Genomic DNA, 20,416 nt, shown 5'->3' with positions numbered 1-20,416 from the left:
TTTGAAAAAATATTTAACCATATTGTTTTTTCTTTTACCTGTTTGTTTGTTGGCACAAACAAGTGCAGATACAACTTATAAACCGGTAGAATATCCTGAAGGCTTTACTGCACAATTAAATGTGGTGTATACAAAAGTTAACGGATGGGAAGGTAAAGTGGATCTTTACCTTCCCCCCAAAAAAAACAAACCAACTCCTGTATTAATTAATATACATGGAGGAGGATGGAACCACGGAGTAAAAGAATCGCAGGGAGGGTTTAATACTTTCTTTAAAGCAGGTTTTGCTGTGGCCAATATGGAGTACCGCCTTACCGGCCAGGCAACTGCTCCTGCTGCCATAGAAGACACAAGATGTGCTTTAATATATTTAATAAAGAATGCAGCAGCGCTTAACATCGATATCAATAAAATTGTAATAATGGGTGGCAGTGCCGGGGGCCATCTGGCTTTAATGGGCGGATTGCTTGGAAACGATTATCGTTTTGACACAAACTGCCCGGAAATTGGAAATATCAAAGTGGCCGCTATCATTGATAAGTATGGCATCACCGATGTATGGGATTGGGGGTATGGCAAAAATATTACCAGTAAATCGGCAACCAATTGGCTGGGCGAAAAAGCAAAAGATTCAACTTTTGCAAGATCAGTTTCTCCAATAAATTATATAACAAAAAATAGTCCGCCCATTTTTATTGTGCATGGCGATGCTGACCCAACAGTTCCTTATCAGCAATCTGTTGACTTACACAAAAAATTATTAGCCGCTGGTGTTAAAACAGAATTTATAACTGTGCAGGGAGGCTTGCATGGAAAGTTTGATAAAGAAAAGAACAGTGAAATCAATAAAGCGATAATGAAATTTATTGCTGAGTTAAAATGGTGATGACAAAGAAATATTATTTTATCTCAGTATTATTTATTTTATGCTTTCAATTAGCATACGCAGATATTCCGTTGTCAGGCAAAATAAAAAAAGTTCTTAAAAAAGAAATTCTTAAGCAGGCTGAATGGGCATTGTTGCAACAGCCAGTTACGGTTACAGCATCACAATGTGAAAGGTCGGCCGGTGGAGTGCATGATTTTTTTTCTGAAGGCGATTATTGGTGGCCCAATCCTGCTGACCTGAACGGACCCTATATTCAAAAAGATGGATTAACTAATCCTGAAAACTTTACGGCACACCGTAAAGCAATGATACGTTTCAGCCAGGTGATGGGTTCTTTGACTTCAGCATACATCATTACAAAGGAGGAGAAGTATGTAAAGCATGCAATGACTCATTTGAAAGCATGGTTTATTGATACGGCAACATTTATGAATCCCTCCTTACTGTATGCACAGGCTATAAAAGGGAAAGTAACCGGCAGGGGTGTTGGTATAATTGATATGATTCAAATGATGGAAGTGGCACAGGGAGTAAGAGTAATGGAAAAAGCAAAACTGATTAACCAAAATGATTTACAAAAAATCAAAAACTGGTTTGCTGATTATTTAAAATGGGTTACAACACACCCTTATGGTATAGAAGAAAGGGATGCAAAAAATAATCATGCCACCTGTTGGGTAATGCAGGTAGCCGTTTTTGCAAAACTGGTAAATAATCAGCAAATATTAGATGATTGCAGAAACCGGTTTAAAACAATATTATTACCCAACCAGATGAATAAAGATGGTAGCTTTCCATTGGAAATTAAGCGGACAAAACCTTATGGTTATTCATTATTTAATCTGGACGCTATGAGTACTATTTGTCATGTGTTAAATAATTCAAAAGATAACCTTTGGGATTTTTCCTTAGCCGATAACAGGAGTCTGAAGCTGGCCATTGATTTTTTGTATCCGTTTGTAGCAAAAAAGAAAACATGGACTTACAACCCTGATGTGATGTATTGGAATGATTGGCCGGTTGCTCAGCCATTTTTACTATTTGGATATTATAAGTATAAAAATGAAAAATGGTTGAATACCTGGAAAAAGATGGAGCATTATCCGGCAACTGAAGAAGTGATAAGAAATCTGCCGGTTAGAAACCCATTGATTTGGCTGGAAGACTAAAATAAAAAAGTAAAAATTAAACAATTTTATAAATACATATCGTCTAATTGACTAGAAAAAATTGAAACAAATGAAAAGAATATCCTGGCTGCTGAGTATTTTTTTGTTGATAGCATCAGCAAATGTGGTTGCGCAAAAATCAACTAAACCAAATGTTTTGTTTATAGCAGTTGATGATTATAAACCAATTGCTGGTTGTTATGGTAATACGCTGGTTAAAACACCCAACATCGACCGGCTTGCAAAAATGGGAACGGTGTTTATGAACAACTATTGCCAGCAAGCTGTTTGCGGACCAACCCGTGCCAGCCTGATGACCGGTATGCGGCCAGATGTAACCAAAGTTTGGGATTTAAAAACCCAAATGAGGGACATGAATCCGGATATACTTACACTGCCACAATATTTAATCACACAAGGGTACACAACTTCAGGCATTGGTAAAATTTTTCACCCAAGCAGTGCAATAAAAAAAGTAGACCCGGTATCATGGAGTATTCCCTATTTAGAATTAAAAGAAACTGATTTTGCAAATGGATTTGGTTTTCCTGCAAATTCACAATATCAAAAAGCTGAAACAAAAGCATTGTTTCCACCAAAAGAAAAAGGTAAGGGAAAAGATAAGAATGATGATGGCGATGACGAAGCTCCGGTTAGCAAAAAAGGGCCATCATCAGAATGTATAGATGTGCCAGATAATGCTTATAACGATGGCGTATATGCTTTAAAAGCAAAGCAACAACTTACTGCATTAACTAAAGCTGGTAAACCATTTTTTATGGCTGTAGGTTTTCATAAACCTCATCTTCCTTTTGTTGCCCCCAAAAAATACTGGGATTTATATAAAAGAGAAGATATGACATTGGAAAAATTTCAGGAGCATTCAAAAAATGCAGTGAATATTGCGTATCACAAATCTGGTGAATTAAGAAATTATACAGATATTCCCGAGTTTGCAACTTTGCCCGGAGAAGATTTACGCATTGGATTAAAAACCGAGAAACAAAAAGAATTAATACATGGTTATTATGCAGCCATTTCTTATATGGATGCCCAGGTTGGAATACTTTTAAATACGCTGGAATCTTTAGGAACATTGGATAATACCATTATTGTTTTGTGGGGTGATCATGGTTGGCATTTAGGCGATCATGACTTGTGGGAAAAGCATACCAACTTTGAACAGGCCACACGTTCTCCTTTAATTATTGCTGCACCAGGGATAAAACCTGGTACTACAACATCACAAACAGAACACCTTGACATTTTTCCAACTATCTGCGATTTAGCAGCTGTGCCTGTTCCTGAGCAGTTACAGGGTAAAAGTTTAAAACCGGTAATGCAGAATAAAAAGGCTTCAGTTAAAGAGTTTTCTGTTAGCCAATACCCGAGAAAGCTTCAAAAAGAAGAAGTGAAGAAAAAAGGATACGATGACAATAAAATAATGGGCTACAGCATGCGTACTGATAAATACCGGTATACCATTTGGATGAGAAGCTTTACCAGTGACCAGCCTTATAGCGCTGATAAAATTTATGCAACCGAAATGTATGATTATGTCAATGACCCATTAGAGAAAGTTAATGTGGTAAATGATAAAAAATACACAACTGCTTCTAAAGAAATGTATAACAAAATGGTTGCATTTTTTAAATCACAGGAAAAGAAATAAGTATGAAGAAAATTACCGCAATAGTTGTTGTATTGGTGATGTTTTGTCAGTTAACAGCAGGTGCCCAGCAAAAAAACAAACCCAACATTCTGTTTCTGGCAATAGACGATTTAAAACCCATCTTGGGTTGTTATGGCAATTCTCAAATCAAAACACCCAATATTGACCGGTTGGCAAAAATGGGTACGGTGTTTATGCGTAACTATGTGCAGCAGGCAGTGTGTGGCCCAACCCGTGCAAGTTTAATGACGGGTAAAAGACCCGATTATACAAAAGTGTGGGATTTAAAAACGAGAATGAGAGATATTAATCCAGATATTTTAAGTTTACCCCAACACCTTATTACACAAGGTTACACCACACAGGGCATTGGAAAAGTATATGACCAACGTTGTGTTGATAAAGATTTGGATAAACCTTCCTGGAGTGTTCCCTATTATAAAACAGATAACAAGTATTATGGAGCATATGGAGAACCGGCCGAAGGCAGGTACCAGTTGCCTGAAACTAAAGCACTGGCGGAAAAATATATAAAAGAAGCATTAGATAATGGTAAAACAAAAGCAGAGGCGAATGAATATGTACAAACAAAAATTAAACCTGCTGTTGAAAGTGCCGATGTACCTGATTATGCTTATACCGATGGTGCAAATACTTTGCAGGCAATTGATATTTTAGGTCAGCTCAAACAAAAGAACCAAACTTTCTTTTTTGCAGTTGGTATTTCAAAACCACATCTGCCTTTTGTTGCCCCAAAAAAATATTGGGATTTGTACAAGAGAGAAGATATGCCTTTGGCAGCGTTCCAGGATAAATCTAAAAATGCTGTTGATATAGCTTATCACAATGCTGGCGAAATGAGGGGTTATACAGATATTCCTCCATTAACTTCTTTTACCGACCAGAAACCTTATGGTATAACATTGCCAGTAGATAAACAGAAAGAATTGATACATGGTTATTATGCAGCCATTTCTTTTATGGATGCACAAGTTGGAAAGTTGTTAAACACATTGGATTCATTGGGCCTAACTAAAAACACCATCATCGTTTTATGGGGCGACCATGGCTGGCATTTGGGCGACCACAATTTATGGTGCAAGCATACAAATTTTGAACAGGCAACCCTGGCTCCATTAATTATTGCTGCTCCCGGAATTGCTCCATCCAAAACAAATGCTCAATCAGAGCATATTGATATTTTCCCCACCTTATGTGATTTGGCAGGTGTAAGCATTCCTGAAGTTTTAGATGGAAAAAGTTTGGTACCCATCATGAAAAATCCGGCTGCATCTGTAAAAGAATTTTCTGTAAGTCAATATCCAAGAAGCAGTGCAACTGCAGAAAATGAAAGATTGGGTTATGCAGACCCCAATGCAATGGGCTATTCTATCCGTACCAAACAATACCGCTATACTATCTGGATGGGCAATGGCTTCAGAAGCAATAAGCCATTTGATAAAAGTTTAATTATCGGAACTGAATTGTATGATTATAAAAAAGACCCATTAGAAAAAGTGAATGTAGTGAATGATAAAAAATATAAAACTGTTACGGCTGCAATGCATGCCAAAATGCTGGCATTTTTTAAATCACAGTTGAAATAAGAGATAATTAAAATGAGTAGTATAAAAAATTGGTTAGTGGTTTTATTGGTTAACATCGGTATATCTGCCAATGCTCAAAAAACAACTGCTCAATCAACAACAAAAGTAAAAGATACTGATGCTTGCGAATCCAAATCCTGTTGTATTTCAAAAATTCCAAACAGGTTTACCAATACTAAAAAAACTAATTCGACATCTGGTTTGCAATTAATCAATACTGCTCCTTCTAAACATGAAGGCATGGTTTGGATTGAAGGCGGAACATTTGCAATGGGTGCCGATAATGAACAGGGCCGCAGAGACGAATACCCGAAGCATACTGTAAAAGTGAATGGCTTTTATATGGATGTAACAGAAGTTACCAATGAACAATTTGCGGCATTTGTAAATGCCACCGGGTATATTACCACTGCAGAAAAAGATGTGAACTGGGAAGATGTAAAAAAACAATTGCCGGAAGGAACACCCAAACCGACTGATAGTATGCTTAAAGCGGCTTGTCTTGTTTTTGTTCAAACCAACAGCGAAGTAAATCTTCAGGATTACAGTCAGTGGTGGGAATGGAAACATGGCGCCAACTGGAAACATCCAAAAGGTAAGGGCAGCGACTTAGTTGGTAAAGAAAAACATCCCGTTGTTCATATCAGTTGGGATGATGCTATGGCATATTGCAAATGGGCAGGCAAACGTTTGCCAACTGAAGCGGAATGGGAATTTGCAGCAAGAGGTGGGATGGTAAATAATATTTACACCTGGGGCAATGTAAATGTTGATTCAGGTAAAGCAAAATGCAATTACTGGCAGGGAACCTTTCCATATAGAAACGATAATAAAGATGGTTTTACCGGAGCCGCTCCGGTGAAATCTTTTGCACAGAATGGGTATGGATTATATGATATGGCCGGCAATGTGTGGGAATGGACAGCAGACCTGTATCATCATGATTATTATTCAGAGTTTGAGAAAATCAATATGGCTGATAATCCAAAAGGGCCGGCAACAAGCTATGACCCCGACGAATCATGGGTGCCTAAAAGAGTAATGAGAGGCGGTTCATTTTTATGTAACGAATCTTATTGCAGTGGTTACCGGGTAGCAGCCAGAATGAAAACATCAGCAGATTCAGGAATGGAACATTTGGGGTTCAGGTGTGTGGCAGATAAATGAATGTATAAAAACTATTTGTAGTTGTGAATATAAAGCGTAATAAAAATAAATCAGTTGAAGAAGGTTACGTCTCCACTATGCTTGGGGTATTTCCTCTGTTGATTTGTGTAATTTTAATTCCGTCTTTAGCTAATGCACAAAACCAAAAAGCAAAAAGGCCAAACGTAATAGTTATCCTTACTGATGACATGGGTTATTCCGATATCGGATGTTTTGGTTCAGAAATCAGCACACCCAATATTGACAAACTTGCTGCGAATGGATTAAGCTTTACGCATTTCTATAACACAGCCCGTTGCAGTCCTACCCGTGCATCATTATTAACCGGTTTGTATCCGCACCAGGCAGGCATGGGACATTTATCTACAGAAAATTTTAAAGAACCCGGATATACAGATGATGTAAGCAAGAATGCAGTAACCATGGCCGAAGTTTTTCAGCAGGCAGGTTATGCAACGTACATGTCAGGCAAATGGCATATTGCAAAAAGCATGTCGAAGAATGGAGATAAATCGAACTGGCCCATGCAACGTGGCTTTCAACGTTTTTTCGGAACACTGAATGGTTCAGGAAGTTTTTACGACCCCGGTACGTTGATGAGTAACAATACCTTTATTGCTCCTGCAAAAATTTTTTATTATACCGATGCAATAAGTGACACGGCTGTAAAATTCATAAATGAAAACCCGAAAGAAAAACCATTCTTCTTTTATGTTGCTTATACCGGTGCACACTGGCCTTTGCATGCACCGGAAAAGGAAGTTCAAAAATACCAAGGCATGTATGATAAAGGCTGGGATGCCACAAGACAAGAGCGGTTTGAAAAATTAAAAAAGCTCGGTATTATCAGCAACAAAGCAGTATTAACAGAAAGAGGTATTGATATTCCTGAATGGAAAGATGAACCAATGAAGGAGTGGCAGGTGCGTCGCATGGAAGTGTATGCAGCTATGATTGATGTGATGGACCGTGGTATTGGCAGAATCATTACCGCACTGGAAAAAAATGGCGAATTGGATAACACCATTATTTTTTACATGCATGATAACGGTGGTTGTGCAGAGCCTTTGAATTCCAATCAAAAAGAAATACCACCAACAGCAGAACAAAAAATGGGTAAGGATTATGCAGCCGATTCTGTTTTTGTTGGAAGACAACCTGCTTATACCCGTAATGGAAAATTTATCAGAAGTGGTAAAGGAGTGATGGCGGGTCCTGACAGTAGTTGGGTTGCTTACGGTGAAGAATGGGCGAATGTAAGTAATACACCATACAGGTTATATAAGCATTGGGCTCATGAAGGTGGAATTGCAACACCACTTATTGTTCATTGGCCAAACGGAATAAAAGCAAAAGGTCAACTGCGTACACAGCCCGGCCATTTGATAGATATTATGGCGACTTGTATTGCCATTGCAGGAATCAATTATCCAAAACAATTCAATGGCAATGAAATTCAACCATACGAAGGAAAAAGTTTGTTGCCAGCGTTTAACAATAAATCAATCAAGAGAGAATATATTTTTTGGGAGCATGAAGGCAACAGGGCAATTCGTGTTGGTAAGTGGAAATTAGTTTCAAGAGCACAGAAGAATAAAGTATTTACAGCAGCAGATGAAAATGCTTGGGAACTGTATGATATGGATAACGACCCAACTGAAACAAAAAATCTGGCAGCAACATATCCGGAGAAACTAAAAGAGCTATCAGCATTGTGGGAGAAAGAAGCATTGAGGACAAAGGCAAAACCATGGCCATGGGCAGCACCTAAATAAAAAACTTATAAATAAGAACGAAGTATGAAAAGAAATTTTGTTTGGATGTTTATTCTTGCTCTTGCAGGCATTGCAATCACCTCTTCATTTTTACCTGAAAAATCAAAAATGGTAAAGCATTTTTCGCCAGGATATTATGCCAGCCAGTTCGGTATGGAGAACAATATCTTGAATGAAAATGAATCATCTTTTTATGGAGATATTAAAAATGCACATGTAAATGTTCAAGCACAAAAGAGAGGAAAAAATAATTTTCAGACAAATAAAAATGAAGCAGTTAAAAAACCAGATATACTTTTTTTCATAGCAGATGATATGACTTCTGTTGATTGTGAGCCTTATGGCAACCCGGATGTGAAGACACCCAATTTGGCTAAGTTGGCAAAAGAAGGAATGTGTTTTGACAATATGAACAATGCAACTGCTATGTGCGGACCCACAAGGCAAAGTTTATATACCGGAATTTATCCTGTAAGAAATGGCAGTTATCCCAATCATGCACAGGTGTATGATAATATCGTAAGTGTAGTACAGCATTTTAAAAGTATTGGTTACAGAGTGGCGCTGATTGGCAAACAACACTATGCACCAATGGCCAATTTCCCTTTTGAATACCTCGGTGGCAGAAACAGTGATAATGGCGAGGGAATTGATATCACACTTTCTGATGCTGAGAAATGGATTAATAAAGATAAAAGCAAACCTTATTTATTAATTGTAGCAACCAATCAACCGCATGGCCCTTGGACAAGAGGCAATCCAAACCAATATGATGCAGAGAAATTAACTGTTGCTCCATATATGGTAGATACTAAACAAACAAGGGAAAGCCTGGTGAAATATTATGCAGAGATAACCTATGCTGATAGTTTGGTTGGTTATTGCATGAATATGGTTGATAAAAGAAACAAGGATAATACCATGTTCCTCTTCGCCAGTGAGCATGGCACTTCATTACCATTTGGCAAATGGACCTGTTACAATATGGGATTGAAAGCTGCTTTTATTGTTCGCTGGCCGAAGGTAATTAAACCTTCAACCCGTACAGGAATACTGGCACAATATATTGATGTGGTGCCAACACTTTACCAGGCCGCTGGTGGTAATCCAGAAACTTTAAGAGGTGATAAAGCGAAAACAATGCGGTTGGATGGAAAAAGTTTTTATGCAACACTCAAAGGGACAAATACCGAAGTACGAACTTATGTTTATGGTGTACACACTACCCGTGGTATAAAAAATGGTTCAGAAAATTACCCGGTACGCTCTGTTCAAAACAAAGATTACAAATTAATCTGGAACCTGAATTATAGCGAACCATTTTATTGTTCTGCTTCCAGAGAGGGAAATAAACTGTATGAAGGCTGGCTCGAAAAATCAAAAAGCAACCCTGAGCAACATGCACATGCTGTATTGTACAGAACAAGACCTGAGTTTGAATTATACAATATTAGAAAAGATAAGTATGAACTGAAGAATCTTGCAAATGAACCTTCACTTCAAAAAATAAAAGCCAGCTTGTTTGCAGAGTTGCAAAAATGGATGACACAACAGGGCGATAAAGGAATAGAAACAGAATGGAAAGCATTAACAAGATTTAAAGGCGACACACTGCATTGGAAAACTTCGGCGGATTAATAAATGAGCATAAAGAAGATTTAAAGTTGATGAAAAAAGTATCATTATTATTGGGGTTGATATTAGCTATAACCGCTTTCAATATTCCGCTGAGAGCGGCACAATTAATAGTGGCTGATATAAAGCAGTTGAATGATGCTTTAACCAAGGTAAAAGCAGGTGATGTTATTATTTGGAAGAACGGAAAATATACTGATGTAAAAATTGATTTTTCACCTCTTGCAAATGGCACTGCTTTAAAACCAATCATCCTTAAGGCTCAAACAGCAGGTAAAGTTTCTTTATCCGGAAGTTCTCAAATTTTAATTGGCGGCAATTATCTGCGGGTGGAAGGATTTTTATTTGAAGGCAATTGTACTTTGGGTCATGATGAGCATGTAATCACATTCAAATCAAAAAAGGAAGCAAATCATTGCCGGGTTACTAATTGTGCAGTTATAAATTATACACTCACCGAACAAAGCGGTAAAACCAATTATTATATCAATCTGCTGGGTACTTATAATGAAGTGGACCATTGTTATTTTAAAGGCAAAATCAATAAAGGTCCTGTGCTGGTGGTGGAGTACAAAATGGATAAAGGGTATGTTCCTGGCAGTGATGTGGCACCATCTGCTTATCATCATATTCATCATAATTATTTTGGGTACAGAACTTTTTCAGAAAATGGCGGTGAGCAAATGCGGATAGGCACCAGCACATCCTCATTCACACATGGCTTTAATATTATTGAATACAATTACCTGGAAGAGGAACGACTGGAAGCAGAAATTATCAGCAACAAAAGCTGGAATAATATTTACCGCTTCAATACCTTTTATGCAAATGATGGCGGCATGGTAATCCGTCACGGGCAGCAATGTTTTGTATATGGCAATTACATCAACGGAAAGTCGGGCAGAAATGAAAGTGCCGGCCTTAGGGTTATCAATCCAAACAATACTTTTTTTAATAATTATGTAGAAAACCTGGAAGGTGGTGATAAAGGATTGAAATCACCGATTACAATAATGTCAGGTTTGGAAGGCTCAGCACTTAATGAATATTACCCGGCGGATAATGCAATTGTGGCATACAATACTGTGGTGAATTCAGTTGGTCCTGCAATAAAAATTGCTGTAGGTAATGCCAGCAAAGGCAAACCGTTTATTGCGCCAAAAAATGTAATGCTGGTGGGTAATACCATTATCAATACAGTTGGTAAAAATAATGCACCGTTTGTTATTGAAGATGCCGCTTCAACTTATACATTAAAAAACAATGTTTATACAAACGGCAGTACAACTGAAAAAGGTTTCGTACTGGTTAAGCAAAAAGGAATTATAATGAAATCTGGTTTCAGTTATGTTAATCACCCGGTTGATAAAGATGTTATTGATTCTATCAATCAACGATTGGCTGTTCATAAAATTAAACTGACAGAAAAAGAAATCACCCGGTTTAATCCAAAGTGGAAGCTCAAAAAAAAAGATGTGGGGGTAAGCTGGATAAAAAATTAATTTTTAACAGGAAAGTAAAATATTTATAAATCTAAAATCAGGGATTAATATGAAAATGATTAAGTATTTCACCACTTCGTTTTTTGTATGTACTGTTTTGTTTACATCTGCACAAAACAATAAAACAAAACCCAATATCATTTACATATTGGCAGATGACTTGGGCATTGGCGATATAAGTGCTTATGGTGCTGATAATAATAAAACACCCATTATTGATAAGATGGCTAAAGAAGGAATGTTATTCAAACATTCTTATACAGCACCATTGTGCGGTCCATCAAGAGTGATGATTCTTACCGGCCGTTATGCCTTTCGTACAGGCGGTGTAAACCAGGATATGGTAGGACGTATTAAGCCAGAGAATGAAGTGCTTACGCCGGGTGTTTTAAAAGCAGTTGGCTATACTACATCTATGATTGGCAAGTGGAGCCAGTTTTCTTTAACACCAAAAGATTTTGGATTTGATGATTATGTAACCTTCAGGGGAAGTGGGGTGTATTGGAGTAAAGAGAATAAGAAAACATCCACCTACTTTATTAATGATGCTGAAAAACCATTGGAAAAGAATGTTTACATGCCCGACCTTATGCATAATCACCTGGTAAATTTTATTGCTAAAAATAAAAACAAACCTTTTTACATTCATTATGCAATGGTGCATGTGCATGCTGATATTCAACCTACACCGGATACTAAAGCAGGCAGCGATATTTATGCTGACAATACCGCTTACATGGATAAGTTAGTAGGCAAATTGTTGCATGCTTTGGATAGTTTGAAATTAAGAGAGAATACATTAATAGTTTTTATGGGAGATAATGGCACTGCCAGCAAATATGCTGAAAGAGGAACCATTGGAGGCAAACAATTATCAGGTAAAAAAGGTTCTATGCTGGAATGTGGCAGCCTTGTACCAACCATTGCAAACTGGCCGGGTAAAATAGCGGCAGGTAATATTAATAACAACTTAATTGATGCCAGCGACATATTGCCAACATTTGCAGAATTAGCCGGTGCTCCATTGCCTGCTAATAAAGTAATTGATGGGAAGAGTTTTTTACCACAGCTATTGAGTAAGAGCAGCAATCCAAGAGAATGGATTTTTATGGAGTTGGGAAATAAATGGTATGTAAGAGATGCCAAATGGAAATTAACCAGAGAAAATGAATTGTTTGATATGAGCAATGCTCCGTTTGAAGAAAAGCTGATGGCAAACTATAGCAACAATGCTGAAGCTACTGCAGCATATAAAAGATTAAAGATTGCAATGGATAAATTAAACCCTGCCGGTGGAATTTTAGATGATGCAGATGGCAGTGGCAGACACGGCAGTAATGTAGAAAAACAAAAGAAAGAGAAGGAAGGGAAGAAAAAGAAAACGGATAATGATGAGTAATCTTTCATTAAAAAAATAATATAAATAAAATAGAACGAATGAAAAAAACAGGATTAGTTACTTTCTTATGGTCGCTGGCAATTTTGACAAATGCACAAAAAGCAGACTTATCCAAATCGGATATGGTGAAGCTGGATTTTAATATTCTTGCAACAAACAAAGAGAAGATTAATAATAAAGATGCTACTGTAATGCCGGCATACGAGCAATTGATAAAAGATGCAGAGAGAGCTTTGAAGTTTAAAGCAGTGAGTGTAATGGATAAAACGGATGTGCCACCCAGTGGTGATAAGCATGATTATATGAGCATCGGCCCATATTGGTGGCCCGATCCTTCTAAACCCGGTGGCGTGCCTTATATCAGAAAAGACGGTGAAGTAAATCCCGAAGTAAAAAATTTTTCTGATAAAGAGAACATGCCAAAGCTCTGCGAAAATGTTTATGTGCTTTCGTTAGCATATTATTTTTCCGGTGATGAAAAGTATGCAAAGCATGCCGGTAAATTAATAAAAGTATGGTTCCTGGATTCTGCTACCGCCATGAATCCAAATTTAAAATTTGGACAAGCCATTAAAGGCGTTACTGATGGCAGAGCAGAAGGGCTTATTGAAGTAAGGCATTTCATTTTTCTTTTGGATGGAGTGGAGCTATTAAAGAATTCAGAAAACTTTAAAGAAGGCAAACAAAAGAAACTGAGAAAATGGATGGCAGCATTTTTGACCTGGATGGAAACCAGCAAAATTGGTATTGATGAAAGAGAGGCAAAAAATAATCATGGTGTGTGGTATGATGCTACTGCTTTAGCATTAGCAAATTTTACAGGCGATAAAGAACTGGCAGATAAAATTGTAAAAAGAGCAACTGATAGGTTAGATGCTCAAATGGATGATAAAGGATATTTTCCGTTGGAACTGGAAAGGACAACATCATTGCATTACACTGCTTTTATTTTAGATGCTTTTACGATCATTGCCCAGTTATCAGAAAATACAAGTACTAATTTCTGGACAGCAAAAACAAAGTCAGGTAAATCATTAGAGAAAGGTTATGAAGCACTGTTCCCTTATTTAACCGGAGCTAAAGAATGGACATGGAAGCAGATTAAACCATTCACTATGTCAAATTCGTATCAGTTGCTTTGGAAAGCTTCTACAAAATACAATTGTACGTCTTGTAAAGAAATTATTAGGAAAAGTGCAAATGGCTATGAACAGATGCTTATAAACTTATTGTAAAAGATAAATTAAATAAACCAAAACTGCTGATATGGACGCTGACAGAAGTGAAGCCAGGTAATTAAAAAATAACAACTTAAAAATAATAAAAATGCAAATCAGATTTCAGAATAGCCCCGAAGAAACCAGCCAGATGAATACGCAACAACTGCGTGAAAATTTTCTGGTACAAAATTTAATGCAGCCCGGTAAAATTGAGCTAGTATATTCTCATTACGACCGTTTAATAATCGGAGGTGCTGTACCAACTAGTGAAGCAATTAGTTTACCCAATGAAGATGAATTAAAAGCAAATTTCTTTTTGGAAAGAAGAGAAATGGGTATCATCAATGTTGGCGGTAAAGGAAAAGTTAGTGCAGATGGTGTTGCTTATGAAATTGATAAACTGGAATGTGTATACTTGGGAAAAGGCACAATGGAAGTAAGCTTCAGCAGCAATGAAGCAGATACGCCTGCTCATTTTTATATATTGTCAGTTCTTGCACATCACACTTATCCAAATAAAATGATGACGAAAGCAGAAGCTGCCCCGGTAAATCTTGGTGATGTTTCTACATCAAACAAAAGAACCATTTACAAATACATTCACAACGATGGCATACAAAGTTGCCAGTTGGTAATGGGTTTAACTACATTGGAAGCAGGCAGTGTTTGGAATTCGGTCCCGCCACATACGCATACCAGGAGAATGGAAGCCTACTTTTATTTTGATGTAGATGTTGCACAAAGAGTAATGCATTTTATGGGTGAACCACAGGAAACAAGACATCTGGTAATTGCAAATAACGAAGTAGTCATCTCCGCACCATGGAGTATGCACTTTGGTGTAGGCACTGCCAGTTATGGATTTATATGGGGCATGGCGGGTGAGAATAAAGAATTTACTGACATGGACCCTCAGCCAATTGCTTCTTTAAAATAAAAAAGTATTACGATAAACTCTATGAAAAAAGTATTGTGTTTTGGGGAGTTGCTTTTAAGATTGCCACCGGCTAATGCAGGTGAGTGGCTTCGCAATAACACAATGCCTGTTTTTGTAGGTGGTGCCGAATTGAATGTGGCAACAGCACTGGCAACATGGGGTGTGCCGGTAAAATATTGTACGGCTCTTCCTGATAATATTATTTCAAAAGATATCACGGATTATCTGCAACAAAAAAATATTGATACTTCTCCCATCATTTATTCCGGCGAACGCATCGGCTTATATTATTTAAAGGAAGGTGCCGATATGAAAAGTGCAGAAAATGTGTTTGATAGAAAGTATTCTTCTTTTTCAACCCTGGCCACAGGGATTGTTGATTGGGATGCGATTCTTGAAAATGTTTCCTGGTTTCATTTTAGTGCTATTGCCCCGGCGGTAAGTGAATCTGCTGCGGCACTTTGCAAAGAAGCACTGCAAGCCGCAGCCCGAAAAAATATTACTATCTCTGTAGATTTAAATCACCGTTCGTTGTTATGGAAATACGGTAAGCAACCTATTGAAGTAATGCCTGAATTGGTTCAGTATTGTAATGTGGTGATGGGAAATGTTTGGTCAGCAAATTCTTTACTGGGCATTCCTGTTGATGCAAACATTCATGATCAGGGAACGCAGGAGAACTATCTGTCAACAGCTAATCAAACAGCCAAATACATTTTTCAAAAATTCCCTCAATGCAAATGGGTAGCCAATACTTTTCGTTTTGATGGCAATGAAAATAACATCAGGTATTATGCAGTATTGGATACGGTAAATCAACAAACTGTTTCACCCATCTTTCAAACAGCAAGTGTAATAGACAAAGTAGGCAGCGGTGATTGTTTTATGGCGGGGTTGATTTATGGTATTTTAAATCAGCATGCCTCAACAGACATTATCGGTTTTGCTGCTGCTGCTGCTTTCGGAAAATTGCAGGAGAAAGGGGATGCTACAAAAAACAGTGTTGAAAAAATTCAGAATATATTAGCGAAAAACAAGCAAGTATTCTTATAGGCATATAAATGATAGAATGAATTATTGCATTTTATAATTGTTCAATTAATAAAAAATAAACATGACCCAGCAAGCCATAGGAAAATACAGGTGGACGATTTGTGCAATGGTATTCTTTGCAACCACCATCAATTACCTCGACAGAGCCGTTATCGCCATTTTAAAATCTCCTTTAACAAAAGAGTTTAACTGGACAGAAACTGACTATGCAAATATTGTAATTGCATTTCAAATATGTTATGCTATTGGTTTTTTAGGTGCCGGCCAGTTAATTGATAAGTTGGGTTCAAAAATCGGGTATGCATTGGCAACTGCAATGTGGAGCCTTGCTGCTATTGCACATGGTTTCGTTACAAGCACTATGGGTTTTATGGTTGCCCGTGGAGCTTTAGGATTTACTGAATCCGGTAATTTCCCGGCTGCAATCAAAACAGTTGCTGAATGGTTTCCCAAAAAGGAAAGAGCATTTGCAACTGGCATTTTTAATTCAGGTGCTAATATTGGTGCAATCATAGCTCCACTTACGGTACCTGCCATTGCAGAAGTATGGGGTTGGAAATGGGCATTTATCATAACCGGCTTAGTAGGGTTTATATGGCTGATTTTCTGGTTTGTTTTATATGAAGTGCCTAAAAAGCATAAAAAATTATCACAAGCAGAATTTGAATATATACACAGCGACCCTGAGGATGAAAAAGATGCTGAAGGGGTTACTAAAAAAATAGCCTGGAGCAAATTATTAACCTATAAACAAACCTGGGCATTTGCAGTCGGTAAATTTTTAACCGACCCTGTATGGTGGTTTTATCTTTTCTGGTTACCTGATTTCTTGGAAAAGCAATATGGTTTATTAGGTACTGCAAAATCATTGCCTTTGGCATTGGCTTATACATTATCAACTATTGGAAGTGTATTTGGTGGATGGTTACCGATGTGGTTTATTAAAAAAGGGTGGCCGGTATTCCGTGCCCGTAAAACTTCAATGCTGCTTTTTGCTTTAGCTATTTTGCCAGTTGTATTTGCTCAATATCTTGGTAGCATCAATATGTGGTTAGCCGTTATTATGATTGGTTGTGCCATGGGTATGCACCAGGCATGGAGCTCCAATATATTTACAACAGTTAGTGATATGTTTCCCAAAAGTGCAACGGCTTCCGTTACTGGCATTGGCGGTATGTTTGGCGCAGTCGGGGGAATTTTAATTGCAAGAGGAGCAGGAAAATTGTTTGATTATTATAAATCCATTGGTGATAAAGAGACGGGTTACTTTATTATGTTTATCATTTGTGGGTTGGCTTATTTGCTGGCTTGGGCAATCATGCATTTCCTGGTACCGAAATTAAAAAAGATTGACTACTGATAAATTAATCAAAATGTACAAACAAGTTTATATTTTATTGAGTTTGCAAAAGGTCATGTTAATCGCTATACCCGTAATACTTTTTGCATGCAACAGCAATGTAAATAAGAAAATGACAAATGATGATTTACTTGCTTATTGTGCCGCACAGGCTAAGGCCACTGCCAATAGTGATGATACAGATAACAATATGCCGGTTGTGATTGATAGCGGCAAAACAGCATGGACAAAAAATAATATTTATAACTGGCGTAGCGGCTTCTGGCCGGGTATTGAATGGTATTTATATGAAAGCACTAAAGATGAATATTGGAAAAAGGCAGCGGAAAAATCTACAGAAAAATTAGTTGGCGTTATTGATACAATCGTTGCTAATCATGACCTGGGTTTCCAGTTTTATTGCAGCTATGGAAATGGATACAGGTTAACAGGCAACCCGGCTTACAAAAAGGTTTTATTAAGAGCAGCCGATTCATTGGCAAAATTGTTTAATCCGAATGTGGGTACAATTTTATCTTGGCCATCAAGGGTAAAAGAAAAAGGCTGGCCGCACAATACCATTATTGATAACATGATGAACCTGGAATTATTATTCTGGGCTGCCAAAAATGGTGGGAGCAAAAATTTGTATGACATTGCTGTAAAACACGCCGAAACAACCATGAAGAATCATTTTCGTCCTGACTTCAGTACGTATCATGTATTGGTGTATGATACTGCTACAGGGCAGGTAATAAAAGGAGTAACTCACCAGGGCTATGCAGATAACAGTATGTGGGCAAGAGGCCAGGCTTGGGCTATTTATGGTTTTACAATGGCTTATAGAGAAACAAAGAACAAAGAATTTTTACAAACTGCTATTAACGCAGTTGAAATTTATCTTAAAAGATTACCAAAAGATAAAATTCCCTATTGGGATTTTGATGACCCCACAATTCCCTATGCACCCCGTGATGCATCTGCTGCTGCAATCACAGCTTCTGCTTTGATAGAGCTTTCTACTTTATGTACAGACAGCTTATCAGCCAAAAAATATTTAATCGCTGCAAAAGATATGCTCACTGAACTGGCAACAGACAAATATTTAAGCAAGGAGAAAAATCATGCATTTCTTCTGTTTTCCACAGGAAATAAACCATCCAATAAAGATGTTGAGGTTCCCATCATTTATGCTGATTATTATTTTATAGAAGCGTTGTTAAGAATGAAAAAATATCAATAACCTCAATTTATTTACTGATACGTTGCCCTCTTGTAGAATTTCTTTCTACAAGTTTAGATTTCAATATTGTTTTACAAATAAAATAGGCTTGAAGCTTTTGCAAAACTCTTAAATGATTTAGATGACCAGCTAAAATTTATTGATTTGGAGCAAGACGACCCTTTAAAATGTGCACAGCTTTCTATTGATGTTTGTTTGAAAGCTGTAGAAAAAATTAAAGCTCATTATTCTTAAACATAAATTCAAATCGCAGGCCGAAGAAATTAAATTTTTCAAAACAGCAAAACCGAAATTTCTTTCACTGCTTATTTACCATCTAGTTGAAACATTATTTCGACAGCAATCTCGATTTCTACCGTTATTACCGCACCCGGATTCTAAAAAAAATTAAGCTGCCTGAATTTTTGTTGATGGAATTGTTTTGCCTGCGGCATATCCCTTTACAGCAAAATAAAAAATATAAAAGTAAGAAGGAAGCATACATATTAAAAACGACTGGGCATTAGAAAAAATTTCTTTGTCTTTTAAAGTTGTATATAAAAGCGGAAGTAATGCGCCGCCAGCAATACCCATAATTAATAAAGCCGATCCCGTTTTTGTAAATTTTCCCAACCCGCTAATGGCTAACGGAAAAATAGCGGGCCACATTAATGCATTAGCTAAACCTAATAAGGCAATAAAAGTAATAGCAGTGTAGCCGGTGGTTACAAATACTGCCATGCTGAAAATTATTCCTGCTACAGCGGAAATTGCCAATGCATTTTGCTGAGAAATATATTTTGGAATTGTAATAATGCCGATGATATAACCCGCCAGCATCGAAAACAAAGTAAAGGCAGTAAAATATTTTGTTTCATCTAATGGCATTCCCAATTCTCTGCCGTATGCACCTATGGCATCACCCGCCATTACTTCCACACCTACATATAAAAACAAACATAAAACCCCTAACATTAAATGTTTAAATTGAAATACACCTGTTTTTGTTACAATCGAATTGTTTGTTGTTGCGTCTTCCCTGTTCATATCAATTTCGGGAAGCGAAGATTTTTTTATCATTATTGCTAAAAGCACTATTACTACCGCCATAATAATATAAGGCGAAATAACTCTTGTGGCCAGTTCATTTAAAAGATTATTTTTTGTTGCTGTATCTGTTGCTGTTTTTACCTGTTCTTCAATTGCGTTTGCATTTTTTAAAACCAATGCACCTAAAATGATGGGGCTTAACATACCGGCAATTTTATTGCAAATACCCATAATGCTTATTCGTTTAGCTGCGCTTTCAATTGGGCCTACAATACTTATGTAAGGGTTAGATGCTGTTTGTAATAATGCCAGGCCCATACCCTGTACAAACAAACCGGTAAGAAATAATCCAAAACTTCGGGCATTGGCAGCAGGTACAAAAATTAATGATCCTGCAGCCATTACCAGTAAACCTAAGGCCATGCCATTTTTAAATCCCGTTTTCTTTAAAATTATTGATGAGGGTATAGCAAGAAAAAAATATGCCATGTAAAAAGCAAAGGTTACAAAAAATGCCTGTATATCATTTTCTAACTGGCATGCCAGTTTTAAAAATGGTATTAATGTTCCATTAAGCCAGGTAACAAAACCAAATACAAAAAATAAAATGCCAATGATGATAATGGCGTAACGGTTGTTTTGTTTTTGCTCCATAATAATTTTTTATGTACGTGAATTGGAAAAATACAAAGAGTTACTGGTATTATATTCACAAATGCAATGTAAAACGTTTGCATGAAATGCTTTCTGTGCAAGCGTTTGCGTAAAATGCTTTTTGTG

15 protein-coding genes are annotated in these 20,416 nt (G+C 37.2%); 14 read left to right on the top strand and 1 reads right to left on the bottom strand.

Annotated features, from left to right (window positions below):
• Window position 1: 1 nt before the first annotated feature.
• From ACY651_RS07885 to ACY651_RS07820, 14 genes are all read left to right on the top strand, one after another.
• The gene (locus ACY651_RS07885; RefSeq protein ID WP_462251427.1) at window positions 2-886 is read left to right on the top strand and encodes an alpha/beta hydrolase fold domain-containing protein; all 885 of its coding nucleotides are present in this window, start codon (window positions 2-4) and stop codon (window positions 884-886) included.
• Window positions 886-2,058 (top strand): alginate lyase family protein, encoded by a 1,173-nt coding sequence (locus ACY651_RS07880; protein WP_462251425.1) that lies wholly within the window; start codon window positions 886-888, stop codon window positions 2,056-2,058. The genes ACY651_RS07885 and ACY651_RS07880 overlap by 1 nt, the downstream gene beginning before the upstream one ends.
• 70 nt (window positions 2,059-2,128) lie before the next feature.
• On the top strand, window positions 2,129-3,730 hold the full coding sequence (locus ACY651_RS07875; protein ID WP_462251423.1) for a sulfatase: 1,602 nt from the start codon (window positions 2,129-2,131) through the stop codon (window positions 3,728-3,730).
• 2 nt (window positions 3,731-3,732) lie between these two features.
• On the top strand, window positions 3,733-5,337 hold the full coding sequence (locus ACY651_RS07870; RefSeq protein ID WP_462251421.1) for a sulfatase: 1,605 nt from the start codon (window positions 3,733-3,735) through the stop codon (window positions 5,335-5,337).
• Between the two features lie 12 nt (window positions 5,338-5,349).
• On the top strand, window positions 5,350-6,504 hold the full coding sequence (locus ACY651_RS07865) for a formylglycine-generating enzyme family protein (RefSeq protein ID WP_462251419.1): 1,155 nt from the start codon (window positions 5,350-5,352) through the stop codon (window positions 6,502-6,504).
• A gap of 23 nt (window positions 6,505-6,527) precedes the next feature.
• The gene (locus ACY651_RS07860) at window positions 6,528-8,279 is read left to right on the top strand and encodes an arylsulfatase (protein WP_462251417.1); all 1,752 of its coding nucleotides are present in this window, start codon (window positions 6,528-6,530) and stop codon (window positions 8,277-8,279) included.
• A 24-nt stretch (window positions 8,280-8,303) separates the two neighbouring features.
• Window positions 8,304-9,917, top strand: a complete 1,614-nt coding sequence (locus ACY651_RS07855) for a sulfatase family protein (protein ID WP_462251415.1) — start codon at window positions 8,304-8,306, stop codon at window positions 9,915-9,917.
• 29 nt (window positions 9,918-9,946) lie between these two features.
• The gene (locus tag ACY651_RS07850; protein ID WP_462251412.1) at window positions 9,947-11,416 is read left to right on the top strand and encodes a polysaccharide lyase 6 family protein; all 1,470 of its coding nucleotides are present in this window, start codon (window positions 9,947-9,949) and stop codon (window positions 11,414-11,416) included.
• Window positions 11,417-11,471: 55 nt separating this feature from the next.
• Window positions 11,472-12,815: a sulfatase-like hydrolase/transferase gene (locus ACY651_RS07845; protein ID WP_462251410.1), complete on the top strand. Its 1,344-nt coding sequence runs from the start codon at window positions 11,472-11,474 to the stop codon at window positions 12,813-12,815.
• Window positions 12,816-12,853: 38 nt separating this feature from the next.
• On the top strand, window positions 12,854-14,050 hold the full coding sequence (locus ACY651_RS07840) for an alginate lyase family protein (RefSeq protein ID WP_462251408.1): 1,197 nt from the start codon (window positions 12,854-12,856) through the stop codon (window positions 14,048-14,050).
• Between the two features lie 91 nt (window positions 14,051-14,141).
• Window positions 14,142-14,972, top strand: a complete 831-nt coding sequence (kduI, locus tag ACY651_RS07835; RefSeq protein ID WP_462251406.1) for a 5-dehydro-4-deoxy-D-glucuronate isomerase — start codon at window positions 14,142-14,144, stop codon at window positions 14,970-14,972.
• Between the two features lie 21 nt (window positions 14,973-14,993).
• Window positions 14,994-16,025 (top strand): sugar kinase, encoded by a 1,032-nt coding sequence (locus ACY651_RS07830; RefSeq protein ID WP_462251404.1) that lies wholly within the window; start codon window positions 14,994-14,996, stop codon window positions 16,023-16,025.
• Between the two features lie 61 nt (window positions 16,026-16,086).
• Entirely contained in the window at window positions 16,087-17,385 is a 1,299-nt protein-coding gene (locus ACY651_RS07825; RefSeq protein WP_462251402.1) for an MFS transporter, read from the top strand.
• A gap of 13 nt (window positions 17,386-17,398) precedes the next feature.
• A complete protein-coding gene (locus ACY651_RS07820; protein WP_462251400.1) occupies window positions 17,399-18,607 on the top strand; it encodes a glycoside hydrolase family 88 protein in 1,209 nt (402 codons plus the stop codon).
• Between the two features lie 387 nt (window positions 18,608-18,994).
• Here ACY651_RS07820 and ACY651_RS07815 read toward each other — a convergent pair whose 3' ends face one another.
• Window positions 18,995-20,290, bottom strand: a complete 1,296-nt coding sequence (locus ACY651_RS07815) for a sugar MFS transporter (protein ID WP_462251398.1) — start codon at window positions 20,288-20,290, stop codon at window positions 18,995-18,997.
• Window positions 20,291-20,416: the final 126 nt, after the last annotated feature.

It is taken from the genome of Ferruginibacter sp., from assembly GCF_031391665.1.
Taxonomy (GTDB): Bacteria; Bacteroidota; Bacteroidia; order Chitinophagales; family Chitinophagaceae; genus Ferruginibacter.
This window is presented reverse-complemented; position numbering and strand designations above follow the sequence as displayed.

What these genes read in the sequence shown, in the direction of transcription:
- ACY651_RS07880 (WP_462251425.1), top strand. Translation starts at nt 886, where the DNA reads ATGACAAAGAAATATTATTTTATCTCAGTATTATTTATTTTATGCTTT.
- ACY651_RS07875 (WP_462251423.1), top strand. Translation starts at nt 2,129, where the DNA reads ATGAAAAGAATATCCTGGCTGCTGAGTATTTTTTTGTTGATAGCATCA.
- ACY651_RS07870 (WP_462251421.1), top strand. Translation starts at nt 3,733, where the DNA reads ATGAAGAAAATTACCGCAATAGTTGTTGTATTGGTGATGTTTTGTCAG.
- ACY651_RS07865 (WP_462251419.1), top strand. Translation starts at nt 5,350, where the DNA reads ATGAGTAGTATAAAAAATTGGTTAGTGGTTTTATTGGTTAACATCGGT.
- ACY651_RS07855 (WP_462251415.1), top strand. Translation starts at nt 8,304, where the DNA reads ATGAAAAGAAATTTTGTTTGGATGTTTATTCTTGCTCTTGCAGGCATT.
- ACY651_RS07850 (WP_462251412.1), top strand. Translation starts at nt 9,947, where the DNA reads ATGAAAAAAGTATCATTATTATTGGGGTTGATATTAGCTATAACCGCT.
- ACY651_RS07845 (WP_462251410.1), top strand. Translation starts at nt 11,472, where the DNA reads ATGATTAAGTATTTCACCACTTCGTTTTTTGTATGTACTGTTTTGTTT.
- ACY651_RS07840 (WP_462251408.1), top strand. Translation starts at nt 12,854, where the DNA reads ATGAAAAAAACAGGATTAGTTACTTTCTTATGGTCGCTGGCAATTTTG.
- kduI (WP_462251406.1), top strand. Translation starts at nt 14,142, where the DNA reads ATGCAAATCAGATTTCAGAATAGCCCCGAAGAAACCAGCCAGATGAAT.
- ACY651_RS07830 (WP_462251404.1), top strand. Translation starts at nt 14,994, where the DNA reads ATGAAAAAAGTATTGTGTTTTGGGGAGTTGCTTTTAAGATTGCCACCG.
- ACY651_RS07825 (WP_462251402.1), top strand. Translation starts at nt 16,087, where the DNA reads ATGACCCAGCAAGCCATAGGAAAATACAGGTGGACGATTTGTGCAATG.
- ACY651_RS07820 (WP_462251400.1), top strand. Translation starts at nt 17,399, where the DNA reads ATGTACAAACAAGTTTATATTTTATTGAGTTTGCAAAAGGTCATGTTA.
- ACY651_RS07815 (WP_462251398.1), bottom strand. Translation starts at nt 20,290, where the DNA reads ATGGAGCAAAAACAAAACAACCGTTACGCCATTATCATCATTGGCATT.